Annotated in this window: 11 protein-coding genes and 1 tRNA gene; 10 read left to right on the forward strand and 2 right to left on the reverse strand. The window is 66.7% G+C overall.

All coding sequences use genetic code 11. The features are described 5' to 3' along the window. Positions 1-133: 133 nt before the first annotated feature. On the reverse strand, positions 134-2,194 hold the full coding sequence (locus O3139_RS06175; RefSeq protein WP_269516120.1) for an alpha/beta hydrolase family protein: 2,061 nt from the start codon (positions 2,192-2,194) through the stop codon (positions 134-136). Positions 2,195-2,466: 272 nt separating this feature from the next. Here O3139_RS06175 and ftsZ point away from each other — a divergent pair, with 272 nt between their 5' ends. The 8 genes from ftsZ to O3139_RS06215 all read left to right on the forward strand — a co-directional run bounded on the left by ftsZ (position 2,467) and on the right by O3139_RS06215 (position 12,197). Next, on the forward strand, positions 2,467-4,026 hold the full coding sequence (gene ftsZ, locus O3139_RS06180; protein WP_269516122.1) for a cell division protein FtsZ: 1,560 nt from the start codon (positions 2,467-2,469) through the stop codon (positions 4,024-4,026). 224 nt (positions 4,027-4,250) lie between these two features. After that, positions 4,251-5,150 (forward strand): UDP-3-O-acyl-N-acetylglucosamine deacetylase, encoded by a 900-nt coding sequence (gene lpxC, locus O3139_RS06185; protein WP_269516123.1) that lies wholly within the window; start codon positions 4,251-4,253, stop codon positions 5,148-5,150. A 197-nt stretch (positions 5,151-5,347) separates the two neighbouring features. After that, entirely contained in the window at positions 5,348-6,790 is a 1,443-nt protein-coding gene (locus O3139_RS06190; protein ID WP_269516124.1) for a M20/M25/M40 family metallo-hydrolase, read from the forward strand. A 14-nt stretch (positions 6,791-6,804) separates the two neighbouring features. After that, a tRNA-Leu gene (locus tag O3139_RS06195) sits at positions 6,805-6,889 on the forward strand. Positions 6,890-6,966: 77 nt separating this feature from the next. Continuing rightward, the gene (locus O3139_RS06200; protein WP_269516125.1) at positions 6,967-8,499 is read left to right on the forward strand and encodes an acyl-CoA carboxylase subunit beta; all 1,533 of its coding nucleotides are present in this window, start codon (positions 6,967-6,969) and stop codon (positions 8,497-8,499) included. Next, entirely contained in the window at positions 8,496-9,650 is a 1,155-nt protein-coding gene (locus O3139_RS06205) for a TIR domain-containing protein (RefSeq protein ID WP_269516126.1), read from the forward strand. The genes O3139_RS06200 and O3139_RS06205 overlap by 4 nt, the downstream gene beginning before the upstream one ends. 56 nt (positions 9,651-9,706) lie before the next feature. Then, complete coding sequence (locus O3139_RS06210; RefSeq protein WP_269516128.1) at positions 9,707-9,994, forward strand: low molecular weight protein tyrosine phosphatase family protein; 288 nt, start codon at positions 9,707-9,709, stop codon at positions 9,992-9,994. A gap of 220 nt (positions 9,995-10,214) precedes the next feature. Next, positions 10,215-12,197, forward strand: a complete 1,983-nt coding sequence (locus tag O3139_RS06215; protein ID WP_269516129.1) for an acetyl-CoA carboxylase biotin carboxylase subunit — start codon at positions 10,215-10,217, stop codon at positions 12,195-12,197. Positions 12,198-12,203: 6 nt separating this feature from the next. Here the strand turns inward: O3139_RS06215 and ispH are convergent, their stop codons facing one another. Continuing rightward, complete coding sequence (gene ispH / locus O3139_RS06220) at positions 12,204-13,187, reverse strand: 4-hydroxy-3-methylbut-2-enyl diphosphate reductase (protein WP_269516130.1); 984 nt, start codon at positions 13,185-13,187, stop codon at positions 12,204-12,206. A 138-nt stretch (positions 13,188-13,325) separates the two neighbouring features. Here ispH and O3139_RS06225 point away from each other — a divergent pair, with 138 nt between their 5' ends. Together O3139_RS06225 and argS are read left to right on the forward strand one after the other, a co-directional pair. Beyond that, on the forward strand, positions 13,326-13,985 hold the full coding sequence (locus O3139_RS06225; protein WP_269516131.1) for a Tat pathway signal sequence domain protein: 660 nt from the start codon (positions 13,326-13,328) through the stop codon (positions 13,983-13,985). Further along, a complete protein-coding gene (gene argS, locus O3139_RS06230) occupies positions 13,982-15,784 on the forward strand; it encodes an arginine--tRNA ligase (protein WP_269516132.1) in 1,803 nt (600 codons plus the stop codon). The genes O3139_RS06225 and argS overlap by 4 nt, the downstream gene beginning before the upstream one ends. Positions 15,785-15,809: the final 25 nt, after the last annotated feature.

A 15,809-nucleotide genomic window follows, 5' to 3' on the forward strand; every position in this document is an offset into this window, starting at 1 on the left:
GAGCCTCACCCCCAAGGGACGGAAAAGCCGCCGCCATTCCCTCGCTGCGGTGAGCGAAGGCCGGGTCCAGCAAGGGCGGAGGTGATGCCGTCGGCGGACGCACGACGTGCGCCCGCCCTGGCCGACCCGAGGTCTAGAGACCGCCCGGTCCGCAGTCGGTTCGAAGATAGCTTTCCAGCAGGCCCAGCTGTTCGGCGGCCGTCTCGCGGGTCCAGGCCGGCCCGTGCGCATAGTCGGTCAGCACGTGATAGGCGACGGGCTGGCCGCTGTTGTTCGCGCCGCGAACAAACAGCTCGGATTGTTCGAGCTGCACGGTCTGGTCCCGATCGCCATGGAAGACCATCATCGGGATCTGGATCTCCCTGGCCCGTGTCACAGGGCTGAGGCCATCGACCGTGTCTCGCTGGGCCTCGCGCGTGTACGGGTTCTGAAAGAGGCTGGACCGGATCCGCGACAGGTCTGAAACCCCGGCCCCGGCGATGGCGCACTGGTAAAGGCCGTTTGGCCGGATCCCGGCCACCATTGCGGCATAGCCGCCATAGGAGAAGCCGAACATGGCCACGCGGTCGGGAGCAGCCACGCCCTGGGCGGTGGCCCAGAGGACGGAGTCGTCAAGATCGTCCTGCATCTTCTGGCCCCACTCGGCATCGCCGGCGGTCCACAGGCGGCGACCCCATCCGTCCGACCCGCGGAACTGCGGCTGGATGACGGCATAGCCGCGCGACGTCAGCAACTGGGGCCACCAGGAGCCGTCAAAATCCATGTCATCGCGTGACCATGGCCCGCCGTGGGGAAGGATGACTGTCGGCCACGGGCCGGAGCCATAGATCGCCTCCGACGGACGGGTGACGAAGACCGGGATATCGAGTCCGTCCCGCGCCTTGAAATACTCCAGCGATGTCGTGCCGAGCGTCTCCGGCCGGACGTCGGGATAGGGGCGTGACAGCAGGGTCAGGTCCGTCTTGTTGCGCAGCAGATAATAGGCACCCGGATCGTTCGCCGACCCGGTCCAGACGATCGCCAGATTCAGGTCCTGGGACGCGGCCTCAATCCGCATGTAGCGGCCCTGGGGATAGGCGATGGTCCTCTGGCGACCGTCGGCCGGATCCGTGACCCGCAGGGGCGTCTCGGTGATCTGCAAGGCCTGCTCCAGACCTTCGTAGAGCGAGGCGTAGTCCGGGGCGATCGGATATTCGGTCGTGCGCGGTCCGGCGTAACTGAAGCTCATGATCTCGCCGAAGGTCGGGCCCTCGGTCCGGTCGATCCACATGCCTGTCGCCTCGAACAGCGGATGCTCGAACGCCACCTCTCCCAAGGTCCGTGACGCGACATTGTATTCGAAAATCGCTGCACGATCGCGGCCGCGGTTGGAGATGACATAGGCAATGTTGGGATCGGGGGCGAAGCCGACGACGCTGAAGACATCGCGCTCCCGGATGTGGTTGCGCAGGTGCTCATCCCAACCCCCATCCGCATTGCGGAACTGGGTGGCGATGTAGAGGCCTTCGCCATCCCGGTCTGCGATGTTGCGCACGCGCAGCGCGCCCTGCAGGTCCGTCTGATAGCCGATCACGCGTTCGCCGGACCGCTGGATGCGCTCGCCCCGACGCCGGTGGACATCCAGCCGGTAGACATCGGCTCCGATCGTGACCAGCACGTCGTCGGGATCGTTCTCGAGGGCATCAAGCAGGGCCGGGCTCTGCAGACGGGCGAAATCGGCCTCGCCCTCGGACCGTGCATTCAACAGCTCCATGGGGTCGTACCAGGAGCGACCCTGCAGGTCCGTGAGGTAGAATTTCGAAACGAAGGTCTTGATGAGGTTGCCGCCCTGGTTCAGATCGAAGGGCTGAAACAGGCTGACACCCAGCACATCGTTCTTGAGAAAGGACACATCCCGGATTTTCATCCTGCTGGCATTGATCACTGTGGGCGCGACGTCCAGGTGATCGGCCTGCCAGATCAGGATCGACCGGTTCTCGCCGTCGCCCTGGAGTGCGGCGACATGTTGACCGTCCGGAGAGATCGAAAAGGACGCAATTCTGGGAAATGCGGCCATCTGTTCGATGGTGGGGAGTCCGGCTGCGCCTGTCGCTGCAGGGGCGGCGGTGGTGTTGCCCGAGCCCGTCGCCGTCTGTGCCAAGGCCGTTGTGGACATGAGGGCGATGCTCAGGATCGCCGCTGGTAGCTTGAGCATTCGTAACCCCCGAAGCTTCATTGAACTGGCATCGTAACAAATCGGAGACCGGGCCTGGCCGCAACGCCAATCGGCGGGGTCGAAGACATTTTCCGGATAAAAAGCCGTCGTAACTTGTCGCAGTGACCTTTCAAGCCGCCCGACTCACCGTATTCGGTAACCTTCCCTTAAGGGCGTTGGGTGATTCTTAACGCGCTCATAACCAATGCGGATCTGCGGGGACTTCGCATCGGTACCTTGGGGGCAGGGTCGGAACAAAGGTCGGTTTGGATATGTCTCTTTCGCTGGTGCGGCCTTCGGCCACGGAACTGAAGCCCCGGATCGTCGTGTTCGGCGTGGGGGGCGCGGGCGGAAACGCCGTCAATAACATGATCGATGCCGGCCTCGAAGGGGTCGAGTTCGTGGTCGCCAACACCGACGCCCAGCACCTGTCCTTTGCCAAGACCGACCGCCGCATCCAGCTGGGCGAGACGATCACCCAGGGCCTGGGGGCCGGGGCTCACCCCGAAGTCGGCATGAACGCCGCCGAGGAAAGCGCCGACGAGATCCACGCGCACCTGGAAGGCGCGCACATGATCTTCATCACCGCCGGCATGGGCGGCGGCACCGGCACGGGCGCGGCGCCGATCATCGCCAAATGCGCGCGCGATCGCGGCATCCTGACCGTCGGCGTCGTGACCAAGCCCTTCACCTTCGAAGGCCGTCACCGCATGCGCCTGGCTGATGCGGGCATCGCCGAGCTGCAGCGTTATGTCGATACCCTGATCGTCATTCCGAACCAGAACCTGTTCCGCGTCGCCAATGAGCGCACGACCTTCGCCGACGCCTTCGGTATGGCCGACCAGGTGCTGCACTCGGGCGTCCGCTCGATCACCGATCTGATGATCCTGCCCGGCCTGATCAACCTGGACTTCGCCGACGTCCGCGCCGTCATGTCCGAGATGGGCAAGGCGATGATGGGCACGGGCGAGGCCTCGGGCGACGACCGCGCCCTGCTGGCGGCCCAGAACGCCATCGCCAACCCGCTGCTGGACGAGACCAGCCTGAAGGGTGCCAAGGCCGTGCTGGTCAACATCACCGGCGGCCTGGACATGACCCTGCTGGAAGTCGACGAGGCCGCCAACGCCATCTCCGCCGAGGTGGACGGCGACGCCAACATCATCTTCGGAGCGGCGTTCGATCCGGCCCTGGACGGCAAGATCCGCGTCTCGGTCGTGGCCACCGGCATGGACGAGGTCGGTGTCGTGCGTGCAGAGCCCGCCGCGCCGACCTCGACCACCTTCCCGGACACCCGCCGTACGGCCCCCGTCACCCCGGCTGCGGCCGCCCGCGCGCCGGAACCCGCCTACCGCGAGCCGGCCTATCGCGAGCCGGTCCGCACCGAGGCCGCCTATCGCGCACCCGAGCCCGCGCCGGTCGTGCCGACCTTCCAGGCCCCGCCGCCCGTTGCCCGCACGCCCGAGCCGGTCATCCGCGCCGCCGAAGAGCCGCGCACGCTTGAGCCCATCGTCGATCCCTGGGTCGAGGAGTTCGAGGCCGCTCCGGCCCGTCCGACCGCCGCCGCGCAGGATCAGGGCGAGCTCTATATGGACGGCACCCCCCAGGCACCGCGCGAATATGACGAGTCGGCCTATGATGACCGCGATCACCGGAAGTCGGGCTGGAGCCTGTTCGGCAAGAAGCCCCGCGCCCCGTCCGCCTATGCGCCGGTCCAGCAGACTCCCCAGCGCGGCCAGCCCCAGTTGCGCACGACGGCCCAGCCCGCGCCCGAGCCCCAGAAGACGGAAGACGATCTGGAGATTCCTTCGTTTCTGAGGCGGCTGGCCAACTAGGGATTCGGCAGTAGGCAGTAGGAAAGGGGCGGTCCTGCTGGATCGCCCCGTTTTCGTTTTGCCGGCGAAGGTCGCGACAATCACGCCACTGCCCGCTGCCTCCGCCACCATCCGTAACATTCCGAAACCCGACTTTGGTTTATGGTTTCCGAACGGACGGCTAGGCATCGATCTTCGGATATTGCGCTGCACACTGGCGCAGGTCGACGATCGAGTTGAACGCCTTGCCCGCACGCCACGATCATCGTGAACGGACCCTGGTCGCCCCGGCGATCTGCGCCGGCGTGGGCGTGCACACGGGCCAGCGCGTGCGCCTGGTCATCCGTCCCGCCCCGACCGGCACCGGCATCGTCTTCATCCGCACCGACATCACGGACCGCGACAACCGCATCGTCGTCTCGGGCGACGCCGTCGTCGATGCCCGGCTGAACACCATGATCGAGAATGCGGCGGGCGTGCGCCTGTCGACGATCGAGCATCTGATGGCGGCCTTCTGCGCGCTCGGCATCTCCAACGTCGTGGTGGAGGTCGACGGGCCCGAGCTGCCGATCCTCGACGGTTCGGCCCTGCCGTTCGTCCAGCTGCTGGACCGTGCCGGCTTCCGCCGTCAGGAGGCCCCGGTCCGCTACATCGAGATTCTGGAGCCCATCCACGTCACCGACGGCGACAAGCATGCGGCCCTGCTGCCGTGCGACCGCTACGAGATGCGGTTCGAGATCGATTTCGACAATGCGGTCGTCGGCAATCAGGTCATCGATTTCGTCGTCGACGAGGAGACCTTCCGCACCGAGATCATGTCGGCCCGCACCTTCGGTTTCGCGCATGAGGTCGAGGCCCTGCGTCAGGCCGGACTGGCGCGCGGCGGCAGCCTCGAGAACGCGGTCGTCATCGACGGCGACGAGATCCTGAACCCCGGGGGCCTGCGGATGGAACGCGAGTTCGTGCGGCACAAGGCGCTGGACGCCATCGGCGACCTCTACGTCCTGGGCGTGCCCCTGCTGGGCCGCTACGAGGGCTACAAGGCCGGGCACGCGGTCAACAACCTGCTGGTCCGCGCCATGCTGGCGGTGCCGCACGCCTGGCGCGAGGTCGTGCTGGAGCCGCAACTGGCCCGCGTCGGCTAGAGCATGATCGTTTGAGGTGGACCCACGTCGTGGGTCCAGCCGAAAGCGTGAATCATGCTCTCGCTGTTCTCTGGAGCCTGATTCACGGCATCGGCGGAATCGCGGAGCGATTCCACCTCAGCCGATCAGGCTCCGGACGGCCTTCTCCCCGCCGGTCGCAGTCGCTAGGGTCCGCGTCTGTCCTGTGGAGATTCCCCATGTCTGTTTCCCTTCGTTTCGCGGCGTCCGGCGCGATCTCGGCCCTGGCGCTGCTCGCCGGTCTGCCCGCGCCGGCCGTGGCCCAGGACTCAGCGACCATCGCGGCGGCCGAGCGTGTCCGTGATGCCGCCATGGCCGACAACATCGCCCTGGACTACGTCACCCAGCTGACCACCCGGTTCGGGCCGCGCCCGGCCGGATCGTCGCACGAGACGGCAGCGGCGGAATGGGCGGCGGGCTATCTGCGCGAGCACGGCTTCAGGAACGTCCGCATCCAGGAATTCCCTCTGGTCGGCTGGGAGCGGGGCGAGGAAAGCGCCGCCATCGTGGGCGCGAACCCGCAGCGGCTGGTGGTCGCCGCCCTCGGTCACTCGCCGGGCACGCCGGAAGGCGGCATCGAGGCCGAGGTGGTGCGCTTCACCTCGCTGGAGGATTTCCAGGCGGTGCCGGACGGATCGCTGGCGGGCAAGATCGCCTATGTCGATGCCGGCCAGATGGTGCCGATGCAGACGGGCGCGGGCTACGGGCCGCTGACCCGCATTCGCGGTGCCGGACCGGGCGTGGCGGGACAGAAGGGGGCGCTGGCCTTCATCATGCGCTCGGCCGGATCGGACGAGCACCGCATGCCGCACACGGGCACCACCCGCTATGTGAACGGCGTCGTACCGGTCCCGGCCTTTGCGCTGAGCGCGCCCGACGCGGACCAGCTGAGCCGTCTGATCGGCTATGGGGAGCCGGTGCGGATACACCTGTCCTCGACCGCCCACACCTATCAGACCACCTCGCGCAATGTGATCGGCGACCTGCCGGGGCGGACCCGGCCCGAGGAGATCATCGTTCTGGGGTCCCACATGGACAGCTGGGATCTGGGCACCGGGGCTATCGACGACGGGGCAGGGGGGGCCATCACCATCGGCGCCGCGCGGGCCATCGCCGACCAGGGCCGCACGGCCCGCACCATCCGCGTGATCCTGTATGGATCCGAGGAAGTGGCCCAGCCGACCAATACCGGTAACGGCGGCGGAGCCTATCTGCGAAGCCTGTCGCCCGAGGACCTGGCCAACCACGTCTTCACCGGAGAGAGCGATTTCGGGGCCGACCGGGTCTATGCGCTGCAACTGCCCGCCGGAGCCCAGACGGGAACGTTCGCCGATGCCGCGAACCGCGTGCTGTATCCGATCGGCGTGCTGCGCTCGTCCGAGCCGGAAACCGAGGGCGGGGCCGACATCGGGCCGATCGTCCAGGCCGGCGTGCCGGTGTTCGGCCTGATGCAGGATGGCCTGCGCTATTTCGACCTGCACCACACCGCCGACGACACCCTGGACAAGATCGACCCGGAACAGCTGAACCAGAACGTCGCCGCCTGGGCGGGGCTGATCTGGCTGGCGGCGGATTCGGACGTGGATTTCCGGGCCCTGGCTCCGGGCAAGACCGCGCCCTGAGGCGGACGTCGGCCGCGAGCGTGGCGAAACTGGTAGACGCAAGGGACTTAAAATCCCTCGACTTCGGTCATGCGGGTTCGATCCCCGCCGCTCGCACCATCCCCCTGCGCGCAGGGCCCGGTGGGTGACGACGCCGGGCGTTCCGCCTATGACCGCTCCATGACGAGAGGATCGAGATGAAAGCCATCCTGGAACAGCTGGAAGCCCGCCGCGAGGCCGCGCGTCAGGGCGGCGGGGCCGCGCGGATCGCCGCCCAGCACGCCAAGGGCAAGCTGACCGCGCGCGAGCGGATCGAGGTGCTGCTGGACGAGGGCAGCTTCGAAGAGACGGACATGTTCGTCGAGCACCGCAGCCACCAGTTCGGCATGGAGCATCAGCGGGTGCCGGGCGACGGGGTGGTGACGGGGCGCGGCACGATCGGCGGGCGGCTGGTCTATGTCTTCTCCAAGGATTTCACGGTCTTCGGTGGCTCCCTTTCGGGCGCGCATGCGGCCAAGATCGTCAAGCTGCAGACCATGGCCCTGACCAATGGCGCGCCGATCATCGGCCTGTTCGACGCGGGCGGGGCGCGCATCCAGGAGGGGGTGGAGAGCCTGGCCGGATACGCCGACATCTTCCTGCAGAACACCCTGGCCAGTGGCGTCATCCCCCAGATCAGCGTGATCATGGGGCCGTGCGCGGGCGGCGACGTCTATTCGCCCGCCATCACCGACTTCATCTTCATGGTGAAGGACACGTCCTACATGTATGTCACCGGCCCCGATGTGGTGAAGACGGTCACCAACGAGGTGGTCAGCCACGAGGACCTCGGCGGTGCCCGTGTCCATGCCGGCAAGTCGGGCGTCGCCGACGGCGCGTTCGAGAACGATCTGGAGGCCCTGTCGGAGGTCCGCCGCCTGATCGGCTTCCTGCCGCTGTCGAACCGCGAAAAGCCCCCGGTGCGCGAGAGCTATGACGACCCGGACCGGGACGAGGCGTCGCTGGACACCCTGGTGCCCGCCAATCCGAACCAGCCCTATGACATCAAGGAGCTGATCCTGAAGACGGTCGACGAGGCCGAGTTCTTTGAAATAGGGGCCGATTTCGCCCGGAACATCGTCTGCGGCTTCGGTCGTCTGGACGGCCAGCCGATCGGCATCGTCGCCAACCAGCCCCAGGTGCTGGCCGGGGTGCTGGACATCGACAGCAGCCGAAAGGCCGCGCGCTTCGTGCGGTTCTGCGATGCCTTTTCCATCCCGCTGGTGACCTTCGTCGACGTCCCCGGCTTCATGCCCGGCACGCGCCAGGAATACGGTGCCCTGATCAAGCACGGGGCCAAGCTGCTGTTCGCCTATGCCGAGGCCACCGTGCCCAAGCTGACGGTGATCACGCGCAAGGCCTATGGCGGCGCCTATGACGTGATGAGCTCCAAACACCTGCGCGGCGACGTCAACTACGCCTGGCCCAGTGCCGAGATCGCCGTGATGGGGGCCAAGGGCGCGGTGGAGATCATCTTCAGGAAAGAGGCCGGCGACCCCGAGGCCCTGGCGGCGCGCGAGGCCGAATACAAGGAACGCTTCGCCAACCCCTTCGTGGCGGCGGGGCTGGGCTATATCGACGACGTGATCATGCCGCACGGCACGCGGCGGCGGCTGATCCGGGCGCTACGGACGCTGAAGGGGAAGGTGCAGAGCAACCCGTGGAAGAAGCACGATAATATTCCGCTATGACAATCACTAGCGCCGAATTACTTGACCTTGCCGACAAAGCGGATGCTCTCGGTGATCGAGCAGAAGCAGTGGGACTTGCCCCACAACAGCTTGACTCTTTGAAGGCAGTCGCTGGAGATTTTGGCCGATCTTGGAGTGGATCGAACCTTGGCTACCACTCGTCTGTCTACTTTCGTGACTTCAAAACTCCGCCGCCCGGTGCCCATTTCAGCACTGAATGGGGTCTACAGCGCAGTTGGCCGAGCCCGGGCTCCTCGGGCGATTGGGTTGAGTACGGCTTCGATGAGGTCCGAGAAGCCATCAAGAAGCGAGCAGCTGTTTCCGGGTTAGATGAGGCTGCAGAACGGCTGAAGCCCCTTCGGGCAGAGGTTGAGGCCCTGCAAAAGGACCTGATCTCAATTCTGACGTTGACTGTATCCGAACATTCTCAAGATGCCTTCTTGGCCAATCTCCTCGTCAAGGCGAATCAGACCAAAGTTGAGACATATGGAGAATACGGGTCGAAGTTCCTGCGTTCTGGTCGGGTGATAAGCCGTGACTCGCTCGCCGTGAGCCAAGGCTTCGCTATCGCCGCCCATCAATCGATTGATGCTGAAATCTCGGCTCTGAAAGCGCCTTCGCGAGCTGCCAGAGAACTCTCGTTGACAGCCCGGCAGGCTGGTTCGCATTTGTCGCGTGTGCAGCGCTCAACCAACCGACAGGCGATGATTGGGACGAACGTTTTCATCGGGCATGGCCAGTCTCCCGTTTGGCGTGACCTCAAAGACTTTATCAGTGAACGCCTTCATCTGCCCTATGACGAGTTTAACCGCGTCCCGGTCGCGGGCGTGACCAACATTGCACGCCTATCGGAGATGCTGGACTCCGCGGCTTTGGCCTTCGTTGTTTTGACTGCTGAGGACGAACAGTCCGACGGTGATGTTAGGGCTCGCCAAAATGTGGTCCATGAGGCTGGCCTTTTCCAGGGACGGCTTGGATTCAGTAAGGCGATAATTCTTTTGGAAGAAGGCTGTCAGCCATTTTCCAATATTGACGGGCTCGGCCAGATTCGATTCCCGCGAGGCGATCTCAAGAGTAAATTTGAGGAAATTCGGCGGGTCCTTGAGCGTGAAGGTCTCTTGGCAACGCCGACTTCGATAGACGCAAGCTGACCAACCTCCTCTTCCTCTGCGCCCGCAACCGCCTCCGCTCGCCGACGGCGGAGCAGGTGTTCGCCGCCTGGCCGGGGGTGGAGACAGCGTCGGCGGGGCTGGCCCCCGATGCGGACGAGCCCTGCACCGATGAACTGGTCGAATGGGCCGACATCGTCTTCGTCATGGAGCGGACGCACCGGGCGAAGCTGCAGCGGCGGTTTCGCAAGAGCCTGAAACGGGCGCGGGTGGTGTGCCTCGACATCCCCGACGACTACGCCTTCATGCAGCCCGAGCTGGTGGCGCTGCTGGAGAAGAAGGTGGGTCCGCATCTCCGCTCCCTCCCCCGGAGGGAGAGGGCTTGAGGCTCGGGGAGCGGAGCGATCCGTCAAGCCGAAAGGGTGAGGGGTTAGGCTGCCAACCGGTGAGGGCTTTACCCCTCACCCTTTCGCGTTTCCAATCGCTGCGCTCCTGGACGCTCAAGCCCTCTCCCTCCGGGAGAGGGGTCGTGACACGGACGTCCCACCCACGGTTTGCCTTGCCCGCCGCGTCTCGCTAAGCCCTGAGCCGCAAGCAGAGGCCAGAATGTTCTCCAGAATACTCATCGCCAACCGGGGCGAGATCGCCGTCCGGATCATCAGGACGGCCCGTCGGATGGGCATCCAGACCGTGGTCGTGCACTCCGACGCCGACGCAGGCTCGATGGCGGTCGAGATGGCGGACGAGGCGATCCATATCGGGCCGTCGCCGGCGTCCGAGAGCTATCTGGTGCAGGACAGGATCGTCGAGGCGGTGCGTCGCTCGGGGGCCGAGGCTGTGCATCCGGGTTTCGGCTTCCTGTCGGAGAACCCCGTCTTCGCCCGGCGGCTGGAGGCCGAGGGCATCGCCTTCATCGGCCCGAACCCCCACGCTATCGAGGCCATGGGCGACAAGATCACGTCCAAGAAGTTCGCCGCCCAGGCGGGCGTCTCGACCGTGCCAGGCTATATGGGGCTGATCGAAAGCGACGAACACGCCATCCAGATCGCCAACGAGATCGACTATCCGGTCATGATCAAGGCCTCGGCCGGGGGCGGGGGCAAGGGCATCCGCGTGGCCCATTCCGACGCCGACATGGCCGAGGGGTTCTCTGCCGTGAAGGCCGAGGCCCTGACGGCGTTCGGCGACGACCGGGTGTTCCTGGAAAAGTTCATCATCGACCCGCGCCATATCGAGATCCAGGTGCTGGGCGACAAGCATGGCAACATCGTCAGCCTGTTCGACCGCGAATGCTCGATCCAGCGCCGCAACCAGAAGGTCATCGAGGAGGCACCGTCGCCCCTGCTGGACGACGCGACGCGCAAGGCCATGTCCGAACAGGCCGTCGCCCTGGCCCGGGCGGTGAACTACGACTCGGCCGGGACGGTGGAGTTCGTGGCCGGTCAGGACCGCAGCTTCTTCTTCCTGGAGATGAACACCCGGCTCCAGGTGGAGCACCCGGTCACCGAGCTGATCACCGGCGTCGATCTGGTCGAACAGATGATCCGCAGTGCCGCCGGAGAGCGGATGGCCTTCGGTCAGGACGATCTGAAAATCAACGGCTGGGCCATCGAGAGCCGCATCTATGCCGAGGATCCCTATCGCGGCTTCCTGCCCTCGATCGGACGTCTGGTCCGCTATGACCAGCCCGAGGAAGGCGAACAGGACGGCTATGTGGTCCGGAACGATTCCGGCGTCCGCGAGGGCGACGAGATCTCGATGTTCTACGATCCCATGATCGCCAAGCTGAACACCTGGGCCCCGACCCGGATCGCCGCCATCGACGGCATGAAGCGCGCGCTGGAGGACACCCATCTGCAGGGCGTCGGCCACAACGTCCCCTTCCTCGCCGCCGTGATGGATCAGGAGCGGTTCCGCTCCGGCGCCCTGTCGACCAGCTACATCAAGGACGAGTTCCCCGACGGCTTCAGGGGCGTGGCCCCCGACCGGCGGCGCACCGACATCCTGATCGCCACGGCCGCGGCGATGAACGAGATCCTGACCGAACAGTCCGGCGACCCGTCCGACCGCACCGACTGGATCGTCCTGATCGACCGCGACGCGCACGGGGTGTCGCTCGGGTACGACGACGGGGAGGCGCTGACGCTGGAGCTGGCGGGCCAGGACCGCGCCTTGCAGCTGTCGGAAATCGACTGGCATCCGGGTCTGGCCCAGTTCCGCGCCGTGCTGGACGACGAACCCTATACCGCCGAGGTCGCCCGCATCGCCGACGGCTTCCGCATCCGCACCGGCCCGGTCACCGCGCGCGTCCGCGTCCTGACGCCCCGCATGGCCGAGCTGTTCGCCCGCCTGCCCGAGAAACAGGCGGCGGATACCTCGAAGCTGATCCAGTCGCCCATGCCGGGCCTGGTCGTCTCCATCGCCGTAGAAGTCGGCCAGGAGGTGAAGGCCGGCGAGACCGTGGCCGTGATCGAGGCCATGAAGATGCAGAACATCCTCAAGGCCGAACGCGACGGGGTGGTGAAGGCTGTGGGGTCGAAGGCCGGCGATCCGGTCGCAGCCGACGACGTGCTGGTGGAGTTCGCCTGAGCCGGTTCAAGTCGTCAGGGCGCGGGGCAGTTTGAAGGTGACGGTTTCCGGCTCGCCCGGATCGTCGGCCAGGGTCACGGCGAACCGCGCCTGCATCGCCGAGACGACGGCCTGAACCAGCGGTTCCGGTGCCGAGGCGCCGGCCGTGACGCCGACCGTGTCCACGTCCTCGAACCAGCTCCAGTCGATCTGGGTCGCATCGTCGATCAGACGCGCATCGCGGGCCCCGGCGCGCAGGGCCACCTCGACCAGACGCACGGAGTTGGACGAGTTCTTCGATCCCACCACCAGCACCAGATCGGACCCGTCGGCCAGTTGCTTGACCGCCTCCTGCCGGTTGGTGGTGGCGTAGCAGATGTCTTCCTTGTGCGGATCGGGCAGTTCGGGAAACCGGCGCTTCAGCACGCCGACGATCTCGGAGGTATCGTCCAGCGACAGGGTCGTCTGGGTCGCATAGGCCAGGGGCTGGTCGCCGGGACGCTGGAAGGCCATGGCGTCCTCGACCGTCTCGACCAGGCTGATCGCGCCGTCGGGCAACTGGCCCAGGGTGCCGACGACCTCGGGGTGGCCGGCATGGCCGATCAGGATGATGTGCTTGCCCTGGGCGTGATGGCGCTCGGCCTCGACATGGACCTTGGACACCAGGGGACAGGTGGCGTCCAGGAACAGCAGGTCGCGCGCCCGGGCCGTGGCCGGCACCGACTTGGGCACGCCGTGGGCCGAGAAGACCACGGGCCGGTCGTCCGGGCAGTCGTCCAGTTCCTTGACGAAGACCGCGCCCAGACCCTTCAGCCGGTCGACGACATGCCGGTTGTGGACGATCTCGTGGCGGACATAGACGGGCGCCCCGAACTTCTCGATCGCACGCTCGACGATCTGGATGGCGCGATCGACCCCGGCGCAGAAGCCGCGCGGCGTGGCCATGCGCACGGTCAGCGGACGGGCGGCTGCGAGCGAGGCGGCGACGGGCGAAGGGTCGAGAGCGTCCATGCGCCGAACCTAGTCCTTCTGCGGCTTCCTCGCCACCGGGACGGGCTTCACGGTTTGCGACGCCTCGCTTTAGCCGCTATCAGGCGGGAAGCCTGACCGGGTTTCCCGCCAGCGGTTCAGATTTCCGGATTTCGATACATGCGTCTTGCGACCGTCGCCCTCGCCGCCCTGGCCGTTCTCGCCTCCGCCGGTGCCGCCTCCGCCCAGAGCAGCCAGAGCCAGCGTGACCGCCAGGGCCAGCAACAGGACCGGGAAGACGAGCAGGAGGCGCGGCCCCCGCGAATCGCGCCGCTCCGTACCCGCCCCAATGCCGGACCCTGCCCGTTCGTGAAGGTGCTGTACGATGCCGCGCGCTATGTCGAGCTGGACGGAGGCCGCGCCACAGCCAGTGCCGTCGGCTATACCGGCGAAATCCAGGGCGTGACGGCCGGGTGCCGCTACTTCAACGACGACCCGATCGAGGTCCAGATGAACATCCTGTTCGATCTGGGGCGCGGCCCGATGGCCCAGGGCGATCGGCGCACCTATCGCTACTGGATCGCGGTCACGGAACGGAATGAAGCTGTCCTGGCCAAGGAGTATTTCGATCTGCCGGTGAATTTCGACGGGTCCTCGACCACGTCGGTGACCGAAGCACAGTCCGTGGTCATCCCGCGCGCGTCGGCGACGACCAGCGGCGGCAATTTCGAAATCCTCGTCGGCTTCGAGGTCACGCCTGAAATGGCCGAGTTCAACCGTTCGGGCAGCCGCTTCCGGATCACCGCCGGCACGACCACGGCGACCCCTCCGGCCCAATGACGGACCTCAGGACCGCACTCGGCGAAGCGGTCGCGGCCGCCTTCGCCGCCGAAGGCGTGGACGCGGGCCTGGCGCGGGTCACGACCTCGGACCGCCCGGACCTGGCCGACTTCCAGTCCAATGGCGCCCTGGCCGCCGCCAAGGCGCTGAAGGCCAATCCGCGCGAACTGGCGGGCCGGGTGGCCGGACGGCTGGGCGGCGACGACCGTCTGGCCGCCGTCGAGGTCGCGGGACCCGGCTTCATCAATCTGAAGGTCGCCGATGCGGCCCTGTCGGCGCGGGCGGCCGAGGTGGCGTCGGATGCGGACCGGGCCGGAGCCTCGCCGGTCGCTGCGCCGCGCAAGGTGGTCATCGACTTCGGCGGGCCGAACGTGGCCAAGCCCATGCACGTCGGCCATCTGCGCAGCGCGATCATCGGCGAGAGCCTCAAGCGGTTGTTCCGGTTCCGGGGCGATGCCGTAACCGGGGACGCCCATTTCGGCGACTGGGGCTTCCAGATGGGGCTGCTGATCGTGGCCTGTGGTGACGAGGGTCTGGCCGACGCCTTCATGGCCGAGGGCGAGGGGCCGTTTCCGGCCGAAAGCCCGGTGACCCTGGCCGATCTGGACCGGCTGTACCCGCTGGCCGCCGGGCGAGCCAAGGAAGACCCCGCGTTCCGGGACCGGGCGCGCAAGGCGACAGCGGAACTGCAGGGCGGCCGTCCCGGCTATCTGGCGCTGTGGCGGCATTTCGTGGCGGTCAGTCGCGAGGCCCTGGTGCGGGAATACGGCACCCTGGCCGTCGATTTCGACCTGTGGAACGGCGAGAGCGACGCCGATCCCCTGATCGCGGGCATGGTCGTGGACCTGAAGACCAAGGCCCTGCTGGTCGAGGACGACGGAGCCCAGGTGGTGCACGTCGCCCGGCCCGGCGAGACCCGCAAGAAGAAGCTGGCCGACGGTTCGGTGGTCGAGGCCCCCAGCCCGCCGCCACTGCTGGTCGTCTCCTCGGAAGGATCGGCCATGTATGGCACGACCGACCTGGCCACGATCCTGGACCGCAAGAACCGGATCGATCCCGACCTGATCCTGTACGTCGTCGACGAGCGGCAGGCCGAGCATTTCGAACAGGTGTTCCGCGCCGCCATCCTGGCCCGCTATGCCGAGCCGGGTGCGCTCGAGCATCTGGGCTTCGGCACGATGAACGGCACGGACGGCAAGCCGTTCAAGACCCGGGCGGGCGGGGTGCTGAAGCTGAACGATCTGATCACCCAGGCCACCGACAAGGCACGCGACCGCCTGCGGGAGGCCGAACTGGGGGCCGATCTGGACGCGGCGACGTTCGAGGACACGGCGCACAAGGTGGCCATTGCGGCGCTGAAGTTCGCCGACCTGTCGAACAGCCGCACGACCAGCTACGTCTTCGACCTGGACCGGTTCATGAGCTTCGAGGGCAAGACCGGGCCCTATCTGCTGTACCAGGTCGTGCGCATCAAATCGCTGCTGCGCCGCGCGGGCGAGCAGGGAGCCAGGGCCGGGCTGGTGGCGATCTCCGAACCCGCCGAGCGCGATCTGGCCCTGACGCTGGACGCCTTCGACCAGGCGGTCGGCGAGGCCTATGACAAGCGCAGCCCGCATGTGATCGCCGAGCACGCCTATCGGCTGGCGCAGGCCTTTTCGAAATTCTATGCGGCCTGCCCGGTGCTTGCGGCGGCGGATGCGGCGACGGTGGCCTCGCGGCTGACCCTGTCGAAGGCGGCGCTGGACCAGCTGGTGATCGCGCTGGGCCTGCTGGGGATCGACGCACCGGAGCGGATGTAGTCTGCTCGCGGTCAACGGAGCGACC

It is taken from the genome of Brevundimonas subvibrioides, assembly GCF_027271155.1.
Classification (GTDB): Bacteria; Pseudomonadota; Alphaproteobacteria; order Caulobacterales; family Caulobacteraceae; genus Brevundimonas; species Brevundimonas subvibrioides_D.